Source organism: Bacillus sp. BS98, from assembly GCF_008432245.1.
Classification (GTDB): Bacteria; Bacillota; Bacilli; order Bacillales; family Bacillaceae_G; genus Bacillus_A; species Bacillus_A toyonensis.
The window spans coordinates 3725101-3747565 of sequence record NZ_CP043830.1; the positions used below are offsets into that span (position 1 = coordinate 3725101).

A 22465-nucleotide genomic window follows, 5' to 3' on the forward strand; every position below is an offset into this window, starting at 1 on the left:
TTACCACCTCTTTATATTTGTTTCTTCTTCTTCGCCGAATAATTCTGAAATTGCACCAACAATATCTACATTTTCAGGTGTACACATAAATGTTTTCGGTCCTATTTTTTGAATGTCCCCGCCTATAGCGTATACAGTACCACTTAAAAAGTCAACGATACGTACTGCTTGATCAGTAGACATTCTTTGCAAATTAATTACAACAGCTCGTCTACCTTTCAAATGGTCCGCAATACCTTGCGCTTCCGAATACGTGCGTGGTTCTAATAAAACAACTTTTGAAGATTGCTTTGCCGTTTCAATGCTCACAACATTTTGTTTCGGTTGTGCTTTCGGAAACGTAACATCTTGTTGTTCCGGCGGATCTTGCTGCTTCTTCATATCCGTTTGCTCCTTTTCATAGCTATATTGAGCTGCTTCTTTTTCTTCTGGTGTATCAAAAAAGAAGTATTTTACTTTTGACCAACTCATAATAAGATTCTCCTTCCTTTTACGCTTTTCCTACTAAAATCGTTCCCAAACGAATATATGTAGCACCTTCTTCAATTGCAATCGTGTAATCATTGGACATTCCCATTGATAATTCTTTACATGGCGCATGTAATAGATTTAGCTCCTGCACCTCTATTTGTAGCTTGCGCAAGTCCTTAAAGCAGCGACGAACTTCTTCCTCTTCTTCTGTAAATGGCGCCATCGTCATTAGTCCAACCACTTCAATCTTATCCAATTCTTGCAAACTTTGAATAAAAGAAACTGTTTCTTCTATTGCCAATCCTTGCTTTGATTCTTCAGATGAGGTTTTCACTTGAATAAAGCATTTCACTTTCTTATCAGCACGTTTCTGAATTTCTTTCGCCAGAGAAAGACGATCTAACGAATGTAAATAATCAATTTCATTAATGATTTCTTTTACTTTTCTCGTTTGTAATGAGCCAATAAAGTGCCAATTAACTTTTGAGCCAAAATGCTCGTATTTCTGTAAGAAACCTTCATTTCTATTTTCACCTAAATCGATAATTCCAGCTTCCATTACTTCGTTTGTTTTTTCAATCCCTACAGTTTTTGTAACTGCAACAAGTTTAATATCTTGCAACGAACGTCCAGCTCGTGTGCAAGATTCTTTAATAGCTTCGTTTACAATTATTAAATTTTCCTGTACTGTCACTTGTTTTCTTCCTCCTTAAAACCTATGAAACTCAACATTCTCCCTGTCTTCCCTTGATCACGACGATGAGAGAAAAATAGTTGTTCTTCACAGCTTGTACAAAGAGATGACATTACAATATGTTCTTCTTTTATGCCTGCTTGTACACATAATACACGATTAATTTCTTTTAAATTAATTGCGTACTGTCCATCAGAAATTTTTTTATATGGGACAGAACCGTTTACTACTTGCTGTGCCGCTGTTAACACTCTATCATCAACAACATAACAACAAGATCCGATTGCCGGTCCAATTGCAACATGAATTTCATCACTTGAAATCCCTTCTGCACTCCATTTTTGAATCATTTCATTTGCAATCTCTTTTACAGTCCCTTTCCACCCAGCATGCGCAAGTCCTATCATACCATGTGATGGTGCATAAAAATAGAGTGGGACACAATCCGCGTAACAAGACGTTAAAAGAACATCGTTATTAGTCGTATAAATGCCATCTGTTTTTGAAATGCCATCCTCATATGAATAGACGCCACTTCCTTTTTCTTGTTGTCCTACTTTTTCAACCTGGTGATCATGAACTTGTTCAGAGCAAATCCAGTTTTCCAATGGTTTTTGTAACTTATTTGCTAAAATGCGTCTGTTTTCATGAACGTTCTCCACGATATCATTCACATGTAATCCTAAATTCATCGCATGAAAGGAGCCCGTACTTATCCCACCATCTTTTGTCGTAAATCCAGCAGTAATGTTTCCAAGTTCTTTCCACGCTTGTAAATACAGTATACCGTCCACATATTTAAATGGTTCTCTCATAAAGCGGCTCCTTTTTAATTAAAATAACAGAAAAAAGCATGGTACTTCCTGTCTATTTTACCATACTTTTATTTTTTCATAATACCAACAGAAAAAAAAGAGGAATTTGTAATATTCTTTATGAAATTGTCGTTGTTTGTATTGATTCTGTTACAGAATTAACAGGATTTACTCTTACAAGTATGACATCTTCCCCGATTTTCATAACTTCCTCCCAAGGAACTATAATTTCTACGTCTTTCCCAAAAATCCCAAGCATACGTGCCTGTTTGGAAATAATAATAGAGCAAATCTTCCCTGTATCGATATCAATCTCAATATCTCCAATATTTCCAAGCCTTTTCCCATCTGAAATATTTATAACATCCTTCATCTGTAACTCTGAAATCCGTATCACTCTCATCCTCTCCCTTATATGGCGAATTGGAAGTACACAGACTACTGTATTTCATATTAACAGGAAGTAACCGCTACTAAGGTTCATATTATTTTCATTATATGAACACGACCTCATTGCTATGAACGCAAACTATAATAGTACATATAAAAAGGCCTCACCATAAATGGTGAGACCTTATCCTTGAATCGTTTTATTCATTTGTTTAATAGCCGATTTCTCTAAGCGTGATACTTGAGCTTGAGAAATCCCGATTTCTTCTGCAACTTCCATTTGTGTTTTTCCTTGAAAGAACCGTTTTCGAATAATCATCTTTTCACGATCATTTAAACGCTTCATGCCTTCTTTCAGCGCTAACTCTTCAACCCACTGCTCGTCCTTTTGTTTTTCATCACTTAATTGATCCATAACAAAGATAGGATCTCCCCCATCGTTATAAATCGGCTCAAATAATGACACTGGATCTTGAATCGCATCTAAAGCAAATACAATCTCTTCGTGAGTCACTTCTAGCACTTTTGCAATATCCATTGCTGTTGGTTCTTTTGAATTTTCTGCGATCAATTTTTCTCTTACTTGCAACGCTTTATACGCAATATCTCGTAACGAGCGAGATACGCGAATCGGATTGTTGTCACGCAAATATCTGCGTATTTCTCCAATAATCATCGGCACAGCATACGTTGAAAATTTTACATTTTGGCCTAAATCAAAGTTATCAATGGATTTCATAAGTCCGATGCAACCAACTTGAAATAAATCGTCAACATATTCTCCTCTGTTATTAAATCTTTGGATGACGCTCAATACAAGACGTAAGTTTCCATTCACTAATTTCTCTCTTGCGCTTATCTCTCCACTTTGCATTTCACGAAATAATTTACGCATTTCTTCATTTTTTAGTACTGGAAGTTTTGCTGTATCAACACCGCAAATTTCTACTTTGTTTCTCGTCAAAGTGTTCCCTCCTATCGGGAGTTGCTGTACAGTGTAAAGTATTTCCTTTGAAGGGGATTTTATGCATGTGGTTTTCTCTTCATTTTTCATTTTAATTCCCCCTTCTTCTACAACTAAACAAAATAAGACCAGCCTACATAAAGGCTGGTCTTATTCTTTACACCATTTTATTAAATTCTTTTCGTAACCTTTTTATGATTCTTTTTTCTAAACGTGAAATGTATGACTGTGAAATCCCAAGCATATCCGCCACATCTTTTTGCGTCTTTTCCTCTTCTCCAGCAAGCCCAAATCGAAGCTCCATAATTTGTTTTTCCCGATCATTTAATTGGTGCAATGCTTTCATTAGAAGATGACGATCTACAGTAGCCTCTAAATCTTTTGTAATAATATCATCATCTGTACCTAATACATCTGATAACAACAGTTCATTCCCATCCCAATCAATGTTAAGCGGTTCATCAAAAGACACTTCCGAACGATTTTTATTATTTCGGCGCAAATGCATTAAAATCTCATTTTCTATACAACGAGATGCATATGTTGCTAATTTTATTTTCTTTTCTGGATTAAATGTATTTACCGCTTTAATAAGGCCAATTGTTCCTATACTGATTAAATCTTCAATATTTATCCCTGTATTTTCAAATTTCCTTGCTATATATACAACTAGCCGTAAGTTGCGTTCAATAAGTAATGACCTTGCCGCTTGATCGCCTTTTGGCAATTTATTCAAAAGAACTTCTTCTTCTTCTTTCGTTAACGGCGGTGGCAACGCTTCACTTCCACCAATATAATAAATTTCATCGGTCTTAATTCCTAGTTTCAGCAATACTTTATACCAAAGGTATACTAAATAAAATTTTAATTTCATCATATTATCCCGCCTCTCATAATTAAGCAATTACCATTTTTTGCGAAATCAACATTTTTGGATGTACAATGCATTGATACTCTCCATTGGTAGACAGTTGTTGTGTATTTAACCCAATCAATACTTTGTTTACAACGATTGAACTACCTTCATGATCAACTTGCACACTATCAGGCTTAATTGCCCACAAAAATTGACTCTCTACTCCTACTGCTCGGAAAGGAATTAAGCGTAATTTTGTCGCCCATCCAGAATCTTTTTCTGGTATTTGAGGAATTTCTGTTTTGGAATAAATTTGTTCTGTTAACCAAGATGGCAAACAATGTTCTAATGATGAAATATGCATAATCATTACGGGTGTTTTTGTTAACGGGTCGTAAAGTTGATTCCCACTGTCAATTAAACCTGCTAGTTCCAATTCTTCTTCAGCTAATTGAATTTTCACTTTCACGATTTGGTCATAGTGTATTTTCGTGATTTCTACGCTTTCAATACGCTTTTTAGAAAAATAATAAATTACTGGAAAACCTAAAATAACAAACAACCAACTAATTGGATCACCGTAAGAAATCGATTGAGATTGAACCAATCCATTTACCATCTCATTCGTTTGCAAAAAGAAATGAGTTCCCATTAATCCTCCACCAACCATAAAAGTGACAAAGTAAAAAGTAAAAACAGTTTGTGTATAATTTCTAAACGTTGTAAACCCAAAGGCTGTATACACAATAAGTAACGAGTACAGTAGTTTCATAATCGGATGTGTCATCATAGAAGCAAAAGGAGTAAAGGCAAAAATAACAATGGTGGAACCTATAAATGCCCCTAACACAAGCCTCCATTTTTTGATCTTCTTTTTTAACACGGTAGCTGTTAATAAAAGTAAAAGAAAATCAATGCAGGCGTTTAACAACCAAACAACGTCGGCGTAAACAACCAAACAATTCACCTCTTTTTTTAAGTTGAGACTAGTATAATGCATATCCAATGGGAAAGTGTGTCAATTTGCGGAGGTGTTTTTTTGTTATTTTGTGATTTCTAGACATAATCTGTCGGTAAAAAATAAAAGTATAGTTTCATAGAATGATATGTTTTTATTTTTTACCGACAGATGGGCTGAACTATATGTAACGAAAATTAAAAATCCTGTACTACAACTTTAACGCGCAATTTTAATCAGTAGAATCGGTTCCTTTTAACCCACATAAACCGAGCTTTTACGGGCCGTTAATGCGAGATAAATTTAAATATACAAAATAAAAAAAGACCTGCTTAGCAGGTCTTTTCCATTCAGAAACAAAAAAGGAGCATGAATGCCCCTTTTTTTATCGTCTACGACGGTTACGTAAAAATGCTGGAATATCGATATCATCTGAATCTGAATGACGCTCATGTACAACCGGCTCTTCACGCTTCATTTCACGTTTTACTTCACGTTGTTTTGAAGGCTGAGCTACTGGTTGTTGCTGTTGTTGCGTGTGATTCGCATTCGGACGAATCATTGGTTTTGGTGGTTGAGTTGCAATACTATCATCAAAACCAGTTGCAATTACAGTTACAATGATATCATCTTTTAATCCTTCATTAATAACAGAACCGAAGATCATATTTACTTCTGGATCCGAAGCTGAAGCTACAATGTCTGCTGCTTCTTGTACTTCGTATAAGCTTAAGTTAGCTCCACCCGTAATATTCATAATAACACCTTGAGCTCCATCAATAGATGTTTCTAGTAATGGACTAGAAATCGCTTTTTTCGCAGCTTCAGCAGCACGATTTTCCCCATTACCAGAACCGATACCCATTAAAGCAGAACCTCTATTAGACATAATTGTTTTTACGTCTGCGAAATCTAAGTTAATTAGACCTGGTGTAGCAATTAAATCAGAAATACCTTGTACACCTTGACGTAATACGTTATCTGCTTCACGGAACGCTTCTAACATTGGCGTATTTTTATCAACAATTTCTAATAAGCGATCGTTTGGAATTACAATAAGTGTATCTACATTTTCTTTAAATGCCGCAATACCAGATGCAGCTTGTGTTGCACGCTTACGTCCTTCAAACGTAAATGGACGTGTTACAACACCAACTGTTAATGCACCTAGTTCTTTTGCAACTTGAGCAACAACTGGAGCTGCACCAGTTCCAGTTCCGCCACCCATACCAGCAGTTACGAATACCATATCTGCACCACGAAGTGCTTCTTGGATCTGTTCTTTACTTTCTTCTGCCGCTTTTTTCCCTACTTCAGGGTTTGCGCCTGCACCAAGTCCACGCGTTAATTTTCCACCAATTTGCATTTTTGTTTCAGCTTTTGATAGATTTAACGCTTGTGCATCAGTATTCACAGCGATAAAGTCAACACCTTGTACACCGTGCTCAATCATACGGTTTACAGCATTGTTTCCGCCACCGCCGACACCGATAACTTTTATATTCGCTAATTGATCTTGAGTAGTATCAAACTCTAACATGTCGAAATCCCCCTAGAACCTCATTTTTCGTGTCCAATTTTAATCCCATAAATAACGGAATACACGTTTTACTTTTGACATCATACGGTCATCATTTTGATTATTATTGTTTTGATTACGGGTTTTTTGTTTCGCAGGTTGTTGTTGTACCGGCATTGGTGCTGGTGCTGGTACTGGTTCAAAATGTTCTTGCTTTTCCTGCACATTTTTCCCACGTAATTTAGCTTTTTGATATGAATGTTTAATTAATCCAACTCCACTTGTATATTGGGGCTCACGCACACCAATATAGTCAGGAGTTGCTACACGAACATTTTCATGTAAAATATCATATGCAAGATCAAGAACACCTGGCATAGAAGCTATTCCACCAGTTAGTACATACCCAGAAGCTACTTGCTTTACTCCTAACTTACGTACTTCATCTTGAACAAACATTAAAATTTCCTCTACACGAGCCTCGATAATATCCGATAACTCCAACTGAGAATATTGTTCTGTTTGATCGCTTCCCATAATAGGAACCGTAAACATTTCTTCTTCCGATGCTGTATCATAAAAAGCATGTCCATATTTCAACTTAATTTGATCTGCATTTTCTGTTGAAGTTTTCAACCCAATCGCAATATCCTTCGTTATATGGTCTCCACCTAATGGTAATACGCTTGTCGCTTGTAACTCTCCATCTTTAAAAATAGATAAAGTCGTAGATCCTCCCCCCATATCAACAAGGGCTACTCCTCTATTTTTTTCATCCGAAGATATAGCAACTGTTGCAGCCGCTAAAGGTTGAAGACAAATATCAACAATTTCAAGACCTGCTTTTTCTACACAACGAAGTAAGTTATGTAGTAAAGTTCTCGATCCTGTAATAAGTGTACCTTCCATTTCTAATCTTACACCGATCATTCCACGTGGATCGTTAATCTCGTCAAGACCGTCTACGATGAACTGTCGAGGTACCACATCAATAAACTCACGTTCTGGAGCAATTGACACAACTTGTGCTGCATCTAGAACGCGTAAGACATCTTCATTCCCGATTTCACGATCTTCATTTGAAACAGCGACTACTCCATGACAAGGAAGTAGCTGTACCTGGTTTGCATTGACACCTACTACAACTTGCTCAATGTGGATTCCCACCATGCGCTCAGCTTGTTCAATTGCTTTTTTAATTGATCGAACAGTCTCATCTATATCGACTATCGATCCCTTCTTTAAACCATTCGATTTTACATTTCCAACACCAATAATGTTTAAGCTGTCATTAACCATTTCACCAATGATGACTTTAACATTGGATGTACCGATGTCAAGACTAACATATATTTCATTGCTGTTCATTCTTTGGCACCTCCTTCTTTATTTATACCATACAACTCAATATATGGAACAACAATCGCAACTTTACTATTTATAAGAAAAATATTCAACGTCTTTATACGTTTCCCTTTTTTAACCCTATATTTTTCTTATTTTTATTTAACATTCATTTAAGAATATCGCAGTAACCTGTGAAGAACTGCTTATCTTGAAATAATTTTATTTCAAGTGTAAAAATTACCGCCAAGTATAAGTCTACACTAAGATGTACTCATAGAAAAGTGAAACTTGTACCAATCCTAGTATGAATCTAAGAATTTTTACATATTTTTCATCAAATGAACCATTCTAGTAAATTCGTATGCATATGATAGAACATTCGTTTCTCTTTTTTCTATATTAATGCAGTGAATACTACCGTTCTATTCTTTTTTTTCTTCTACACCTAACTCTTTCGTATATGCACCTACTTCTAAGTCAATTAACACCTTCTTACCTGGCTCAATTGTTTTTAAAATAAGTGGATAAGTTTCCATACGCTTTGCGAAATTTTGAATCGTAGTGCTCACTTCATATCCTTCATTCATATATAAAGTAAGATGGTCTTCATTCGCATTCGTCGGTGAATAACGAATTTCAGAAATAGACCTTAAAATAGTCGGAGTTAACTTTTCTAGTTCAGCAATTAGTCCCTTCATTTTCTCCTCTTTAAAAGGTTCAAAAATTGGTGCTGCAACAGGAAGTTTTCCATTCGGGAGTACATCAAGTGTTTTCCCATTTTCTAATAACGGTTGTAATTTTCCATCTTTGTTTATATAACCAATCGTTACATATTCTTTAATATGAACATCAATTTTGTTTGGAAAACGTTTTTTTACATTTACTGCTTTAATTTCTTTTCGTTTCGTTAAATTTTCTTCCGCTTTATGTGCTGTCACTCGGAAATAACTTGTATCATATGTCACACCTGATTCCTTCATTACTTGGTCATCTGTCATATAATGATTTCCATACACACTTATCTTTTTTATATTACTAAGCGGAGACCGAAAATAAATTAAAAAGAGTACTAATAAAAATAAAATTGATATGTATAAAATCAACCGATGATTAACATTTTTTTTGTTTTTTTTCTTTTGATTTTTTAATTTTGGTACACGATCTTGTAGTTTAATCACTTTACTATTTTTCATGTACGATCCCCCTATGTAACATAAAGAACGGCATGTTCCTCATGCCGTTCTTATCTTCTTATTATAACATAAATGATAATGAGCGGAATGAATAACCGTTATCTTCCAATGATTTCTACTTCTGTGTGCATTTCTACACCAAATTTATCCTTAATTGTATGCTTTATTAATGAAATCAAATCTAATACATCTTGCGCTGAGGCTCCCCCAGTATTAATAATAAAATTCCCATGCATTTCAGAAATTTGAGCTCCACCTATTTGATAGCCACGAAGCCCAGCTTTCTCTACTAAATCTCCTGCAAAATACGGGATTGGATTCCGAAACACACTTCCAGCACAAGGATGATTCCACGGTTGTGTTTCACGGCGGTAATCTTTATTCTTTTGCATGTTTCTTACGATTTTCTCACGCTCTCCTACCTGTAATTGAAACTCCGCCTCCAAAACAATACCAGGACGTTTCGTTTGCAATACAGATGTACGATATGAAAACTCCATTCCTCTATTCGTTAACCATTCAATTGTTCCGTTTTCAAATAGAATTAGAGCCTTTGACAATATGTTTGATATGTCTGATTTATGTGCTCCAGCATTCATATACACTGCACCACCGACACTCCCTGGAATACCACTTGCAAATTCCAATCCAGCCAACCCTTGGCGACTAAGTAATGTTGACAATTTAATAAGGGGATATCCGCCACCAACTCTTACCCTATGTTTTTCGACCTCTAAGTGGTCTAATCCTTCTCCTAAACGAATAACAACGCCTTCTATCCCTTTATCAGATACAAGAAGGTTTGAACCTCGACCAATTACAGTCCACTTTATTTTATATTTCTTTACTAACTGCAATATTGTCTCAATACCGGCAACATGCTTTGGCACAATTAAAATATCAGCTGGTCCACCTATCTTCATAGTTGTATAACGTGCTAACGGCTCGTTAACTAACACGCGACCAACATTTGCTTCTATAAGCTCATTTACTAATTGTTCCATAGACGCTCTCCCCCAATATTAAGTTTCCTTATTACAGTAATATGCAGGGCGTTCACCTAACGTTATTTTTTCACAAGCTTATTCATTACTCCATACAACTTATTTGCTGCATCAGGAATACCTAGTTGCTTAGCAGCTAGCTTCATATTTTGTAATGTTTGTGTATCTAATAAAATCTCATCAATATCACGAATAAGCGTTTCAGCTGTTAATTCTTTTTCAAGTAACATTTTCGCCGCTCCTTTATCAACAACTGAAAGTGCATTCTTCTCCTGATGGTTATTTGTTACGTACGGACTCGGAATTAACACACTCGGCTTACCTAATGCTGTTAATTCTGCAAGTGTTGTTGCTCCGGCTCTTGAAACAACAAGATCAACGCCAGTTAGTACCTCTGGCATATTATGAATGAAAGGTTTAATAATAACATTATTCGGATTGCCTTTTTCCTTCACAGCATCCATCACTTTGTCATAATGCACTTCACCTGTTACGTACAATACTTCGTAACTTTTATTTCCAAACTGTTCAATTGCTTCTACGAAAGCATCGTTAATCGGTCTAGCTCCGCGACTTCCCCCAAAAATAAGTACGGACTTTTTAGGAAGAGATAGACCAACTGAACGTTTCCCTTTCATTCCGTTTTGATCCATTACCTCTGATGCTCGCGGATTACCTGTCATTACCACTTTTGACTGTGGAAAATGTTCTGTAGCTGCTTCAAAACAAACCGCAACTTTATCAACGTAACGACTTAAAAATTTATTCGTTACACCTGGTACACTATTTTGTTCATGTACAATAGTTGGAATACCTAGTTTTGCTGCCGCATACACAACAGGTCCACATACGTATCCACCCGTTCCAATCACTATATCCGGATTAAAACGACGAATATATCGTTTACTATCTTGTACACCCTTTAGAAAACGCATAACCGTTTTCACATTATCTAACGATATTTTTCGTTTAAATCCACTTATAACAATAGATTGGAACGGAATACCAGCTTTTGGAACGATGGTACTCTCTAATCCATTTTCTGTACCAATGTATAAAAATCTTGCTTCCGGATTTAATTTTTTTATTTCTCTAATTAAAGCAAGAGCTGGATAAATATGGCCTCCAGTACCCCCACCACTTACTAATACTCGCACTACTAATTCCTCCACTTCCCTGTTCTTATTCAATTGTATTTATTTCCATATACATATTGTATTTTCCACACATACGAAAAACCCTGTCTTTTAAACAGGGTTTAATAGCGAGAATGGCGACTTATATTCAATAATACACCTACTGCCATTAACATTAAGGTCAAACTTGATCCACCATAACTTAAAAATGGCAAAGTAATACCCGTAACAGGCATTAGTCCCGTTACAACACCAACATTAATCATTACTTGAATCGCAATCATCGCCACAATACCTACTGCTAAAAACGTACCATATAAATCTGGCGCTCCTAATGCTATACGAATCCCGCGCCATAGTAATAGACTAAATAATAATAACACAAATGAACCGCCAATAAAACCTAATTCCTCGGATAAAATTGCAAATATAAAGTCTGTTTGTGGTTCAGGTAAATAAAGAAATTTTTGTCTACTTTGCCCAAGTCCAAGCCCAAATAAACCACCAGGTCCAATTGCGAGTAACGATTGAATAATTTGAAATCCACTTCCGAGCGGATCTGACCACGGATCTAAATATGATGTGATGCGTTTCATTCGATATGGTGCTGATGCAATTAACCCTACAAATCCTGCTACACCAAGCAAACCAAACATTGCAAAATGAAAGACCCTTGCTCCCGAGATAAATATCATAATAATACATGTCCCAACCATTACCGTTCCCGTACCAAGATCTGGCTGTAACATAATCATCCCAAAAGCAAGAAATACAAAACTAAGAGCAGGTAGTAATCCACGTTTAAACGATGTAATTAACTTTTGTCGTTCCGCTAAAAATTTCGCTAAAAAAATAATCATCGCGAATTTCATAAACTCTGACGGTTGAATGGAAAATGCACCGATTCCAATCCAACTTCGTGCTCCCCCACGGACAAGACCTACTCCTGGAATTAGAACGAGAATGAGAAGAACGAAACAAACTAGCAAAATTACTTTTGAATATGTCCGCCACACCCAATAATCAATTTTCATGATAAAAAACATAGCCACTACACCAATACTCGCAAACAACAATTGTCTTTTTGCAAAAAAGAATGAATCCCCCATTTTATAAGAGGCCCAAACCGCACTCGCACTATAAACCATAATCATTCCGATTGTTAACAACGCAAGTGTAACGATAATAAGAATATAATCAGGCGTCTTCTTCATTAGCCATGAACACCACCTCTTTAGGCAGAATCTTTTGCCCTATGTAACAAAACATCAGCAGGTGTTAGCCTACTGATGTTTTGATTTACTTTATATAAGTTTATGCACAGCTTGTATAAAAATGTCTCCTCTTTCTTCAAATGTTTTAAATTGATCCCAGCTTGCACATGCTGGGGAAAGAAGAATTACATCGCCCTCCGTAGAATGAGCGTAAGCTTTCACTACTGCTTCATCTAAAGTGTCGACACTTTCAATTATATCTAATCCCACTTTTTCTGCTGCTCTTACTAATTTTGGTGCTGTTTGTCCAAATGTTACAAGCGCTTTTACATTTTTGAAATATGGAATTAAATCATCGAATTCATTTCCACGATCAAGCCCACCTGCTAATAACACAATTGGTTGTGTAAACGCAGATAAAGCTTTCTCAGTCGCTAACATATTCGTCGCTTTTGAGTCATTATAAAACTTACGGTTGTTAATAGTTGTTACATATTCTAATCGATGTTTTACACCTGTAAAACGTTTTAACACAACCGTAATAGCTTCATTAGAAACACCTAATAGTTTCGCAATACTCATCGCAGCTAAAATATTCTCTAAATTATGCTGACCAGGTAAAACAATATCGCTTACTTCAACAACTTTTTCACCTTTGAAATAAAGAGCGTTATCCTTTATACACGCACCATCTTCATTTTCTTTCGCTGTCGAGAATAGTATTTTTTGACCTTTACTATAAGCAGATAAAGCCATCACATCTGCATCATCTGCATTTATTACACTATAATCGTTTTCTGTTTGGTTTTTAAAAATATTAGCTTTTGCTAAACCATATTCTTTTTTCGTCCCATGATAATCTAAGTGAGCCTCAAATAAGTTTAAAAACACAGCGATTTTAGGCTGGAAAGATTCTACTCCCATCAGTTGGAACGATGAAAGTTCTGTAACTACAACTTCATTCTCTTTTGCATCCTGTGCTACTTCACAAGCTACAGTGCCTATGTTCCCTGCAATAATAGGATGCTTTCGTCCTTCTTTTAGCATTTCAAACGTAAGCATTGTCGTCGTCGTTTTACCGTTAGACCCCGTAATGCCAACAAATGGCGCTTCTGAAATACGGTATGCTAATTCAACTTCCGTAACGATTGGAATCTGCTTTTCTTTCGCAGCAACTAATATTGGGTTAGAATACGGAATCCCTGGATTTTTTACTACAAGAGAAATATTTCTCTCTAATAATTCCAAAGGATGCCCCCCGCATACAACGTCCATTCCTTTTGCTTGTAATTCTGCAGCAAGCGTATTTTCTGCTAAAGGCTTTCCGTCATTTACAATAACATTTGCCCCTAATTTTTGTAACAAGGTAGCTGCTGCATAACCACTTTTTGCAATGCCTAATACAAGAATATTTTTATTTTGAAATTCAGTTACAGTTTTCAATTACATCCACACCCCGATATAAATTCCTAACATAGCTAATAAAAATCCTACAGACCAAAACGTCACAACGACGCGCCATTCTGACCAACCACATAATTCATAATGATGGTGTAATGGACTCATTTTAAAGACACGCTTTCCGGTTGTTTTAAACGAAATGACTTGAATAATAACAGATAAAGTTTCCATTACGAATACTCCACCAATAATTACAAGTAACAATTCTTGTTTTAGTAAAATTGCTACAGCTGCGATCGCTCCACCTAAAGCTAAGGAACCCGTATCTCCCATAAATACTTTCGCTGGATTCGCATTGAATACTAAAAATCCAAGTACAGCTCCTACAACTGCCATACAGAATATTGCTACTCCGAATTGCTCTTGTGCCACAGCAATAATACTAAACGCTCCAAATGCAATAGCGGCTGTTCCCGATAATAAACCATCTAAACCATCAGTTAAGTTAACTGCATTCGACCCACCAATAAGCATAAATAATACAAGAACAAAATACGCCCAGCTTAGTTCAAACTTAACATCCGTCCCTGGAATCATAATGTATGTGTGAAATGCTTGCCCTTTTCCAATTAAAAAGAACGCAATTGCAATAATAAGCTGTCCTAGTAATTTTTGTTTCGATGTTAAACCAAGATTTCTTTTCTTAACTACCTTTATGTAGTCATCTAAAAAACCAATTAATCCATAACCAAATGTCACCAATAATAGTAACGAAACCTCTGCACCTAAATGATTAAACTTAATTGCCATAATTAAGGTCGTTACCATCATAGATACATATATGACAATACCGCCCATCGTTGGTGTCCCTGATTTTTTTTGATGTGACTTCGGTCCCTCATCACGAATACTCTGTCCGAACTTTAATTTTCTTAAAAATGGAATAAACAGTGGCGAAAGGGCAACAGAAATTAAGAATGCTACCCCTGCCGTTACTAATAAACCTTGCTCAAGCACATGTAGTCCTCCTCTCACGTTGTTACTCTTCGTTGTTTAGACGCCCTGTAATTGCTTCTTTAGCAACTTCACGATCGTCAAAATGATGAACTTCTTTACCAATAATTTGATACGTTTCATGCCCTTTACCAGCAATAATAATAATATCTTCTGCTTTGGCTTTCGAAATAGCATAACGTATCGCTTCTTTTCGATCAACAATTACTTCATAATTATTCCCTTTTGCACCTTTTATCATATCATCTAGAATAGCCACTGGATCTTCGCTTCTTGGATTGTCTGATGTATAAATCGCTTGAGTTGCATATTCTACCGCGACACTTGCCATCACTGGCCTTTTCGTGCGATCTCTATCACCACCACAACCAACGATACAATACACATCACCGTTCGCAAACTGTTTCGCTGTTTTTAGAACGTTCTCTAAGCTATCAGGTGTATGTGCATAATCCACAATAACTGTGTAATTTTGTCCACCATCAACAACTTCAAAACGTCCAGGCACACCAGCAAGCTCTTTAATTACATCAATAATTGTTTGTAAGCTTACGCCTGAAACAAGCCCTGCTGCTGTTGCAGCCAACACATTGTATACATTAAACTTACCAATTAATTTCATCGTAACATCTACACTTTCATACGGTGTTACAAGTGTAAATGTCGTACCACCGCTCGTCATAACGATATCTTTCGCCATAATGTCACTTGAAACATCTATACCGTAAGTTACAACAGTTGCCGCTGTGCTTCTCATATACTCTTCCGCAACTGGATCATCGCTGTTTAATACAGCGTATTTTTTACGATTATGATTATAACTATTGCCCAGCTGTGCAAAAAGCAAGCCCTTCGCATGTTTATATTCTTCCATCGTTTTATGATAGTCTAAATGATCTTGTGTTAAATTCGTAAATACTGCAACATCATAATCGCATCCGTGTACACGCCCAAGATCTAAAGCATGAGATGAAACTTCCATTACTGTGCTATCTACACCTTGTTCAACCATTTTTGAAAACGTCTGTTGAAGTGTTAGTGCATCTGGCGTTGTATTTTTCACCTCAAATGTTTCATCACCGATTTTCATATTAATCGTTCCAATTAGCCCTGTTTTATGACCATGTGCGCGCATAATTTCATCCATAATATGCGATGTTGTTGTCTTTCCATTTGTACCTGTAATACCAATTAAATGTAACTTGTGTGTTGGTTGACCATAAAAATAATCAGCTAAAACCGCTAACGAACGAAAAGTATTTTTCACAAGTACAACTGGAACGTCAACATCAATTGGTCTTTCCGCAACAATAGCAGCCGCTCCTTGTGCCGCTGCTTGCTTAGCAAAATCATGGCTATCAACCGTATACCCTTTCATACATATAAATAAGCTTCCCTCTTTCACTTTACGTGAATCAGCTTCAATAGATGTGATTTCTGGATTTTCTTTTGGAACAACTGGAAAATCATGCAAACATGATACAAGTGTATGCAACTTCATTTCACTAAACCCTCTCTACATTGTTTATTTATCTCTTTTTTAGTAAGCAACACATTACCTCCTAGTTAATTTAAATAGGAGGTACGTGCTACTATCGTCTAATACATAGACCTATTTATTAATGAGACACTTGCTGTCTCAAATTAAGTAACTCTTCTATAAAGAACTCACTTCCACCAATTGTAACATAAAACGCACTATGTTACCTTTAATTCCCGAAGTAAATTCTAATTTTTGAGCCTTCTTTTACCTTGGCCCCAGCTTCTGGTGATTGTTTAATTACTCTCTCTCCATCTCCGCTTATATCAAGCTTCAAATCAACAAGTTGAGTTTGTAAATCCTTCTTTTTCATGCCAATTAAATTCGGAACTTCTACAGTTGGTGTGTCGCCCCATTTATATTCTTTCTCAACTTGTTCTTTTCTCGGTTTCACTCCCATAACAGGAAGTGCATCCCGAAGAATATTCCCAACAATTGGAGCCGCTACTACTCCACCAAATTGAGTGACTCCTTTTGGATTATCAACAGCTACATAAACAACAATTTGCGGATCATCCGCTGGAGCAAAGCCAATAAAAGACACTATATAATTATTCTCTAAATATTTACCATCTTTCACCTTTTGAGCAGTACCTGTTTTTCCACCTACACGATATCCGTCAATAAACGCACCTTTACCAGACCCCTTCGCTACAACATTCTCTAATGCATAACGAACTTTTTCTGAAGTTTCCTCGGAAATAACTTTCCTTTTATCAACAGGTGTTTTTTTACTAACAACTTGATTATTTTTCGGATCAATAAACTCCTTAGCTATATATGGTTGGTATAACGTTCCACCATTTACAGCCGCTGCTACAGCTGCTACTTGTTGAATTGGTGTAACAGAAACACCCTGACCAAATGAAGTTGTTGCTTGCTCAACTGGACCAACTTTATCTAACTTAAATAAAATCCCACTACCTTCACCTTGTAAGTCGATTCCAGTCTTCTGTCCAAAGCCGAAATTACGAATGTATTTAAACAATCTGTCTTTACCCAGTCGATCACCAAGTTCAATAAACCCTGGGTTACACGAGTTTTGAACGACCTCTAAAAACGTCTGGCTACCATGACCTCCAGCTTTCCAACATTTTAATCTAGCCCCACCAACTTCAGCTGCTCCATCATCATAAAACGTATCTTTCTCTAAGTCTACCAAATTTTCATTCAAAGCGGCCGCTAACGTAATGATCTTAAATGTTGAACCAGGCTCATACGTACTCCATACAGGTAAATTTCTATTATACACTTCTGGAGAAACACTTTGAAAATCTGCTGGATCAAAACTCGGTCGACTCGACATGCCTAAAATCTCACCATTTTTTGGATTCATTGCAATGGCAATCATACCATCGGGATTATACGTTGACTCTGCGATATTCATTTCTCTTTCCATAATTCTCGTAATACGCGCATCAATTGTTAAGCCTAAGTTCAGTCCAGCTTCTGGTTTTTTGAAATCATCACCAATGTTAGGCATTCTTTGTCCTTTTGCATCTGCAAAAAAACGGACATGACCTTTATCACCATTCAGCTCTTTATCATAATATTTTTCTAACCCCATAAGACCTTGATTATCACTACCTGCAAACCCTAATACGTGTGATAAAAAATTTCCAAATGGATAGTACCGGATAGAATCCTCTGCAATATAAACTCCCTTTAAACTTAATCCTCGTACCTCTTTCGCTTTGTCATGCGATATCTTCCTGCCACCCTTATCTAACCTTACAATTGATTCCTTTTTTGTAACCCTCTTATAAATCTCGTCTTTTTCCACACCTAATACTGCAGCTAACTTCTCTGCAGTCTCTGCTGGTTTTTCAATTTGCCTCGGCACTACAAATACCGTCGGGGCACTTTTATTTGTGGCAAGTTCCACACCGTTTCGGTCTAAAATTTTCCCTCTTTCAGGCTCAAAAGTAATATTACGACTCCACGAATCTTTCGCGCGATCCGTTAACATATTCCCAAGAAAAAACTGTACATATCCAAGACGAATATCGATGATAGTGAAAATAAGTATACCTGATATAAGTATAAAAATAAGTCGTTTTCTAACCGTTACATTTGATACACGCATATTGGAACAAGCCTCCCTTACGCCTAGCTTGTTCCAATATATGCTTGTACTTATTTAATTAGAACTCCTTGCTTCTTACCATTACGGTTTTTCTGCTTCTTGTTGCGGTTCAAGTGGTGGTACTAGTGTTACACCTAATTCTGTACCCGGTTGCAGTAACGTTCCTTCTGCTACACTTTGTTCAGTTACGTATCCGGTACCAGAAGGTTTTAAGTTAAGCTGTAATGTTTTCGCCAAATTCATAACATCACGCAGTGCCCACCCTTGTATATTTGGCATTGTTGGCTTATCTCCCACTAAAAAGACTCGATCACCTTTTAATGTTTGTTCAGTCGCTTTTGGTACTTGTTGCTGCACTTTTCCTTCACCTAGTATGATTGGACGGAGTTTTGCTTTTTCAATTGCTTTCCCCGCTTCAGTCATCGTTTTACCAGTTACATCTGGAACAGCAGTTTGTTGCTCTTTTAAATGCTTCTTCGGATCTTTCACTTCATTTGGCTTTATCTTTAAATACTCTAAACTATTTTTTGTTACATATTTAAAAATATCAGCTAACGGCTGTGCGCCGTTCTCATCATCTTTCAATTTCGGCTGTTTAACAGCTACATACACAACAAGTTGCGGATCCTCCATCGGCGCCATCCCTAAGAATGAGAATATATAATTCTCTCTTCCTGTCATATAGCCACCTTTCCCATCCGGCATTTGCGCTGTCCCTGTTTTACCACCAACTGAATATCCATCGACTTTATAAGCAGTTCCTGTTCCTTTCGGAGATGTAACAACACGTTCTAACAACTGTCTTACTTGCGCTGCTGTTTCTTTTGTAACAGGCTTTCCTACTTCTTCTGGTTTATGCTCTAATTTTACTTCCCCTGTTATCGGATCTACAATTTTGTCAATCGCATATGGTTTCATCATTTTCCCATCATTTGCAATAGACGTTGCAGCTTGTACAAGCTGAATTGGCGTTACAGTAGAACCTTGTCCAAAAGCCGTTGTTACTTGCTGTATTTGCTGATCAAATAAAATTGTATTAGAACCTTCACCAGGTAAATCAATATTTGTTTTCTCATCTAGCCCAAAAGCATTAATATATTTACGGAAACGTTCTGGACCAAGTTTTTGATCACCTAAAATAGCAAACGCTACGTTTGAAGATCTCTCCACCCCTTCATCGAATGTAATAGAGCCCCAGCCAGCACCGCCATTATGATCATTTATCTTCCGATTTCCAACTTGATATGTACCAGACTGATAATAATCTTGTCCTTTGTACACACCTTCATTAATAGCTGCCGCTAATGTGAAAATTTTCATTGTTGACCCCGGTTCAAATGCATTTGAAATCGCATCATTGAAGAAATATTTAATTTGACGATCATTAGGATCATAACTAGGTTTAGTAGACATCGCTAATATTTTTCCAGTTTTCGGATCCGCAACAATCCCTATTAAACTTTCTGGATCATATTGTTTACTTGCCGCTTTCATTGCATCTTCTAAATAACTTTGGATTCGTTGATCCATTGTTAAATACACATTATCTCCATTTTTAGGTGCCTTTACATTCACTTTTCCACCATCGAGAGATACACCTTTACGATCACCTGTATAAGCTACTTCTCCATTAGAAGCACTTAAATATTTATCCAAACTTTTTTCTAAGCCAAATTGTCCTACCGAAGTTCCCTTTTCATTTGGTTTCGCATGACCTATGACGTAAGACGCAAAATCACCGTTTGGATACACTCTTGCATTTTCTGTAATAAAAGATATTCCCGGCAAATTCAATGCCTCTATTTGTTTCTTCTGTTCTCTCGTCAAATCCTTGCCTAGTGTTCCAAATTCGACTTGACTTCTGCCTTCCTTATTTAATGCAGCTAAAATATCCTCTTCGCCTTTTCCTAGTACTCCTGCAATTTTCTTTGCAGTATCCTCTTTATTCTCAACAGGTTTCGCACCTTTTAATTCAGCTACAAGTTTATAAGAGTTTGCATCTTGCGCTAACACATGACCATTTTGGTCATAAATCGTTCCTCGATTCGCTTCGAGAACTCCTGTTTTACTATGTTTTTGCTTAGCAAGGTCATCCAAATCCTGATTATGCACTGTTCCTGTCGCTTGTATGTAAAAAAATCGGGCTAATAATAGCAAAAAGAGCAGGAGGAAAAATATCATAAAATAACCTGCTCCTTTATTGGTATGAAATTTAGTCATATTTTTCTTCATCTTTCCTTCACACCTATTGCCTTACTTGAGGCCTTTCACATTATTCGCATTAATTTCTAGCCCATGTTTTTTTGCAACTTCAGCGATTCGTTCATAGCGACTTAGCTTCTCTACTTCAGCTTGCAATTCTTGATTTTCTTTTTGCTGCTGTACAATTTTTTCTTCGATCGTCGCTGCTTCTACATTAACTTGATAAAGCCCTGCTTTATTCCCAATAAACGCTACACAGGCATACAATAAGAAGCCAATAAACGCTACATACATCAGTTTTTCGACCCTTGTGATCTTTGCTTTAACCTTCGGCTTAACCATCTGCTGTGGGGGCGTTTGAATTTGTACCTCTTCTTGCGCTTGTTGTTTGTACTTTACAGCTAAATTAGTCATACCTCTCTCTCCTTTTTATCGTTTTTCAGCGATTCTCAACTTCGCAGAACGCGCTCGATTATTTTCTTCCAGCTCTATATCAGAAGGTAAAATCGGTTTTCTTGTAATAAGCTTTAATTTCGGCTTAAATTCATCTGGGATAATTGGTAACCCTGGCGGCAATTGCGGCGTTGTACTATTTCGCTTAAATGTTGTTTTACAAATACGGTCTTCTAATGAATGGAATGTTATAACACTAACTCTTCCACCAGGCTTGACCATCTCAATAGCAGATTCCAACGCTTCTTCAAATACTTTCAATTCATCATTTACAGCAATACGGATTGCCTGGAAAACTCGCTTCGCAGGATGTCCACCAGTTCTACGCGCAGGAGCCGGAATACCTTCTTTTATTAGTTCCACTAATTCTCCTGTCGTTTCAATAGCTTTATTTTCACGATACGCTTCAATTTTTCTTGCTATTTGCTTTGAAAATTTCTCTTCACCATACTGGAAGAAAATTCTTACAAGTTGTTCATATGACCAGCTATTTATAACATCATATGCTGTTAATGGGGCATCTTGATCCATCCGCATATCTAACGGTGCATCATGATGATAACTAAAGCCTCGCTCTGGTGTATCTAATTGTGGGGATGAAACACCTAAATCGAATAAAATACCGTCTACCTCTGTTATGCCTAATTCCTGTAGTTTTTCAGATAAGTAACGGAAATTGCTCTTTACCGTTATAAACTGCTCACCGTATGAAGAAAATTTTTCTTTTGCATTTTGAATCGCTATCTCATCTTGATCAAAAGCAATTAATTTTCCCCCATCAGTCAATTGGGATAATAAATAAGAACTATGTCCTCCTCCCCCCAGTGTACAATCTACATATGTACCATCTGGCTTTATATCTAAGCCGTCTACTGTTTCTTTCAAAAGCACTGTTACGTGTTTAAACATTGTTGCACCTACTCTTTTTCCAATTAATTTATGTTAAATGTATTTCTTCCTCTAAACGTATTTCTCACGATCAGAGAATGAAATACTACTAAAGAACGACTCAGTTAACTTACCAACAAAGGCAGCATACTATACAAATCGCTATTTTCTTTTATTATATACTAAATTTTATCATTTTTTACGGGAATTTAAATAAAAAACTGTCGAAAAAGAGAATAATACGTTTACATTTTGTGTGATTTTGTCATATATTTAAGTATCCTACATATATACAATCTCTACCAGTTACAAAATGATAA

General features: G+C 36.6%; 20 protein-coding genes. All 20 read right to left on the minus strand.

The features are described from left to right. Positions 1-471: a cell division protein SepF gene (locus F0362_RS19130; protein ID WP_000119137.1), complete on the minus strand. Its 471-nt coding sequence runs from the start codon at positions 469-471 to the stop codon at positions 1-3. Positions 472-490: 19 nt separating this feature from the next. Then, on the minus strand, positions 491-1165 hold the full coding sequence (locus F0362_RS19135) for a YggS family pyridoxal phosphate-dependent enzyme (RefSeq protein ID WP_000218001.1): 675 nt from the start codon (positions 1163-1165) through the stop codon (positions 491-493). Beyond that, on the minus strand, positions 1162-1980 hold the full coding sequence (pgeF, locus tag F0362_RS19140; RefSeq protein ID WP_001209015.1) for a peptidoglycan editing factor PgeF: 819 nt from the start codon (positions 1978-1980) through the stop codon (positions 1162-1164). Before pgeF ends, F0362_RS19135 begins: the two co-directional genes overlap by 4 nt. Before the next feature lie 118 nt (positions 1981-2098). After that, positions 2099-2383, minus strand: coding sequence for a YlmC/YmxH family sporulation protein (locus F0362_RS19145; protein ID WP_033657297.1), 285 nt, complete (start codon positions 2381-2383; stop codon positions 2099-2101). Positions 2384-2554: 171 nt separating this feature from the next. Continuing rightward, positions 2555-3334 (minus strand): RNA polymerase sporulation sigma factor SigG, encoded by a 780-nt coding sequence (sigG, locus tag F0362_RS19150; protein ID WP_000197755.1) that lies wholly within the window; start codon positions 3332-3334, stop codon positions 2555-2557. 157 nt (positions 3335-3491) lie between these two features. Beyond that, the gene (gene sigE, locus F0362_RS19155) at positions 3492-4211 is read right to left on the minus strand and encodes an RNA polymerase sporulation sigma factor SigE (RefSeq protein WP_000976947.1); all 720 of its coding nucleotides are present in this window, start codon (positions 4209-4211) and stop codon (positions 3492-3494) included. A 19-nt stretch (positions 4212-4230) separates the two neighbouring features. Further along, positions 4231-5148, minus strand: a complete 918-nt coding sequence (gene spoIIGA, locus F0362_RS19160; protein WP_000261971.1) for a sigma-E processing peptidase SpoIIGA — start codon at positions 5146-5148, stop codon at positions 4231-4233. 385 nt (positions 5149-5533) lie between these two features. Then, the gene (gene ftsZ / locus F0362_RS19165; RefSeq protein WP_000888977.1) at positions 5534-6688 is read right to left on the minus strand and encodes a cell division protein FtsZ; all 1155 of its coding nucleotides are present in this window, start codon (positions 6686-6688) and stop codon (positions 5534-5536) included. A gap of 39 nt (positions 6689-6727) precedes the next feature. Then, on the minus strand, positions 6728-8035 hold the full coding sequence (ftsA, locus tag F0362_RS19170) for a cell division protein FtsA (protein WP_001087556.1): 1308 nt from the start codon (positions 8033-8035) through the stop codon (positions 6728-6730). 401 nt (positions 8036-8436) lie between these two features. After that, a complete protein-coding gene (gene divIB / locus F0362_RS19175; RefSeq protein WP_000798216.1) occupies positions 8437-9207 on the minus strand; it encodes a cell division protein DivIB in 771 nt (256 codons plus the stop codon). Between the two features lie 98 nt (positions 9208-9305). Beyond that, positions 9306-10211: a UDP-N-acetylmuramate dehydrogenase gene (murB, locus tag F0362_RS19180; protein WP_000437055.1), complete on the minus strand. Its 906-nt coding sequence runs from the start codon at positions 10209-10211 to the stop codon at positions 9306-9308. Positions 10212-10273: 62 nt separating this feature from the next. Next, positions 10274-11368, minus strand: coding sequence for an undecaprenyldiphospho-muramoylpentapeptide beta-N-acetylglucosaminyltransferase (gene murG / locus F0362_RS19185; RefSeq protein WP_001265419.1), 1095 nt, complete (start codon positions 11366-11368; stop codon positions 10274-10276). A gap of 101 nt (positions 11369-11469) precedes the next feature. Beyond that, the gene (gene spoVE / locus F0362_RS19190) at positions 11470-12561 is read right to left on the minus strand and encodes a stage V sporulation protein E (RefSeq protein ID WP_000753526.1); all 1092 of its coding nucleotides are present in this window, start codon (positions 12559-12561) and stop codon (positions 11470-11472) included. A gap of 90 nt (positions 12562-12651) precedes the next feature. Continuing rightward, a complete protein-coding gene (gene murD, locus F0362_RS19195; protein WP_000860109.1) occupies positions 12652-14004 on the minus strand; it encodes a UDP-N-acetylmuramoyl-L-alanine--D-glutamate ligase in 1353 nt (450 codons plus the stop codon). After that, complete coding sequence (mraY, locus tag F0362_RS19200) at positions 14005-14979, minus strand: phospho-N-acetylmuramoyl-pentapeptide-transferase (RefSeq protein WP_000893065.1); 975 nt, start codon at positions 14977-14979, stop codon at positions 14005-14007. Positions 14980-15001: 22 nt separating this feature from the next. Next, positions 15002-16477 (minus strand): UDP-N-acetylmuramoyl-L-alanyl-D-glutamate--2,6-diaminopimelate ligase, encoded by a 1476-nt coding sequence (locus F0362_RS19205; RefSeq protein ID WP_000766294.1) that lies wholly within the window; start codon positions 16475-16477, stop codon positions 15002-15004. A 208-nt stretch (positions 16478-16685) separates the two neighbouring features. Further along, a complete protein-coding gene (locus F0362_RS19210) occupies positions 16686-18602 on the minus strand; it encodes a stage V sporulation protein D (RefSeq protein ID WP_001266239.1) in 1917 nt (638 codons plus the stop codon). Positions 18603-18683: 81 nt separating this feature from the next. Beyond that, positions 18684-20783 carry a penicillin-binding protein gene (locus F0362_RS19215; RefSeq protein WP_002093365.1) on the minus strand — a complete coding sequence of 700 codons (2100 nt, stop codon included), beginning with the start codon at positions 20781-20783 and terminating at the stop codon, positions 18684-18686. Between the two features lie 72 nt (positions 20784-20855). Then, positions 20856-21218: a cell division protein FtsL gene (ftsL, locus tag F0362_RS19220; protein ID WP_000182809.1), complete on the minus strand. Its 363-nt coding sequence runs from the start codon at positions 21216-21218 to the stop codon at positions 20856-20858. Positions 21219-21233: 15 nt separating this feature from the next. Beyond that, complete coding sequence (rsmH, locus tag F0362_RS19225; RefSeq protein ID WP_000472506.1) at positions 21234-22166, minus strand: 16S rRNA (cytosine(1402)-N(4))-methyltransferase RsmH; 933 nt, start codon at positions 22164-22166, stop codon at positions 21234-21236. Between the last annotated feature and the right edge of the window lie 299 nt (positions 22167-22465).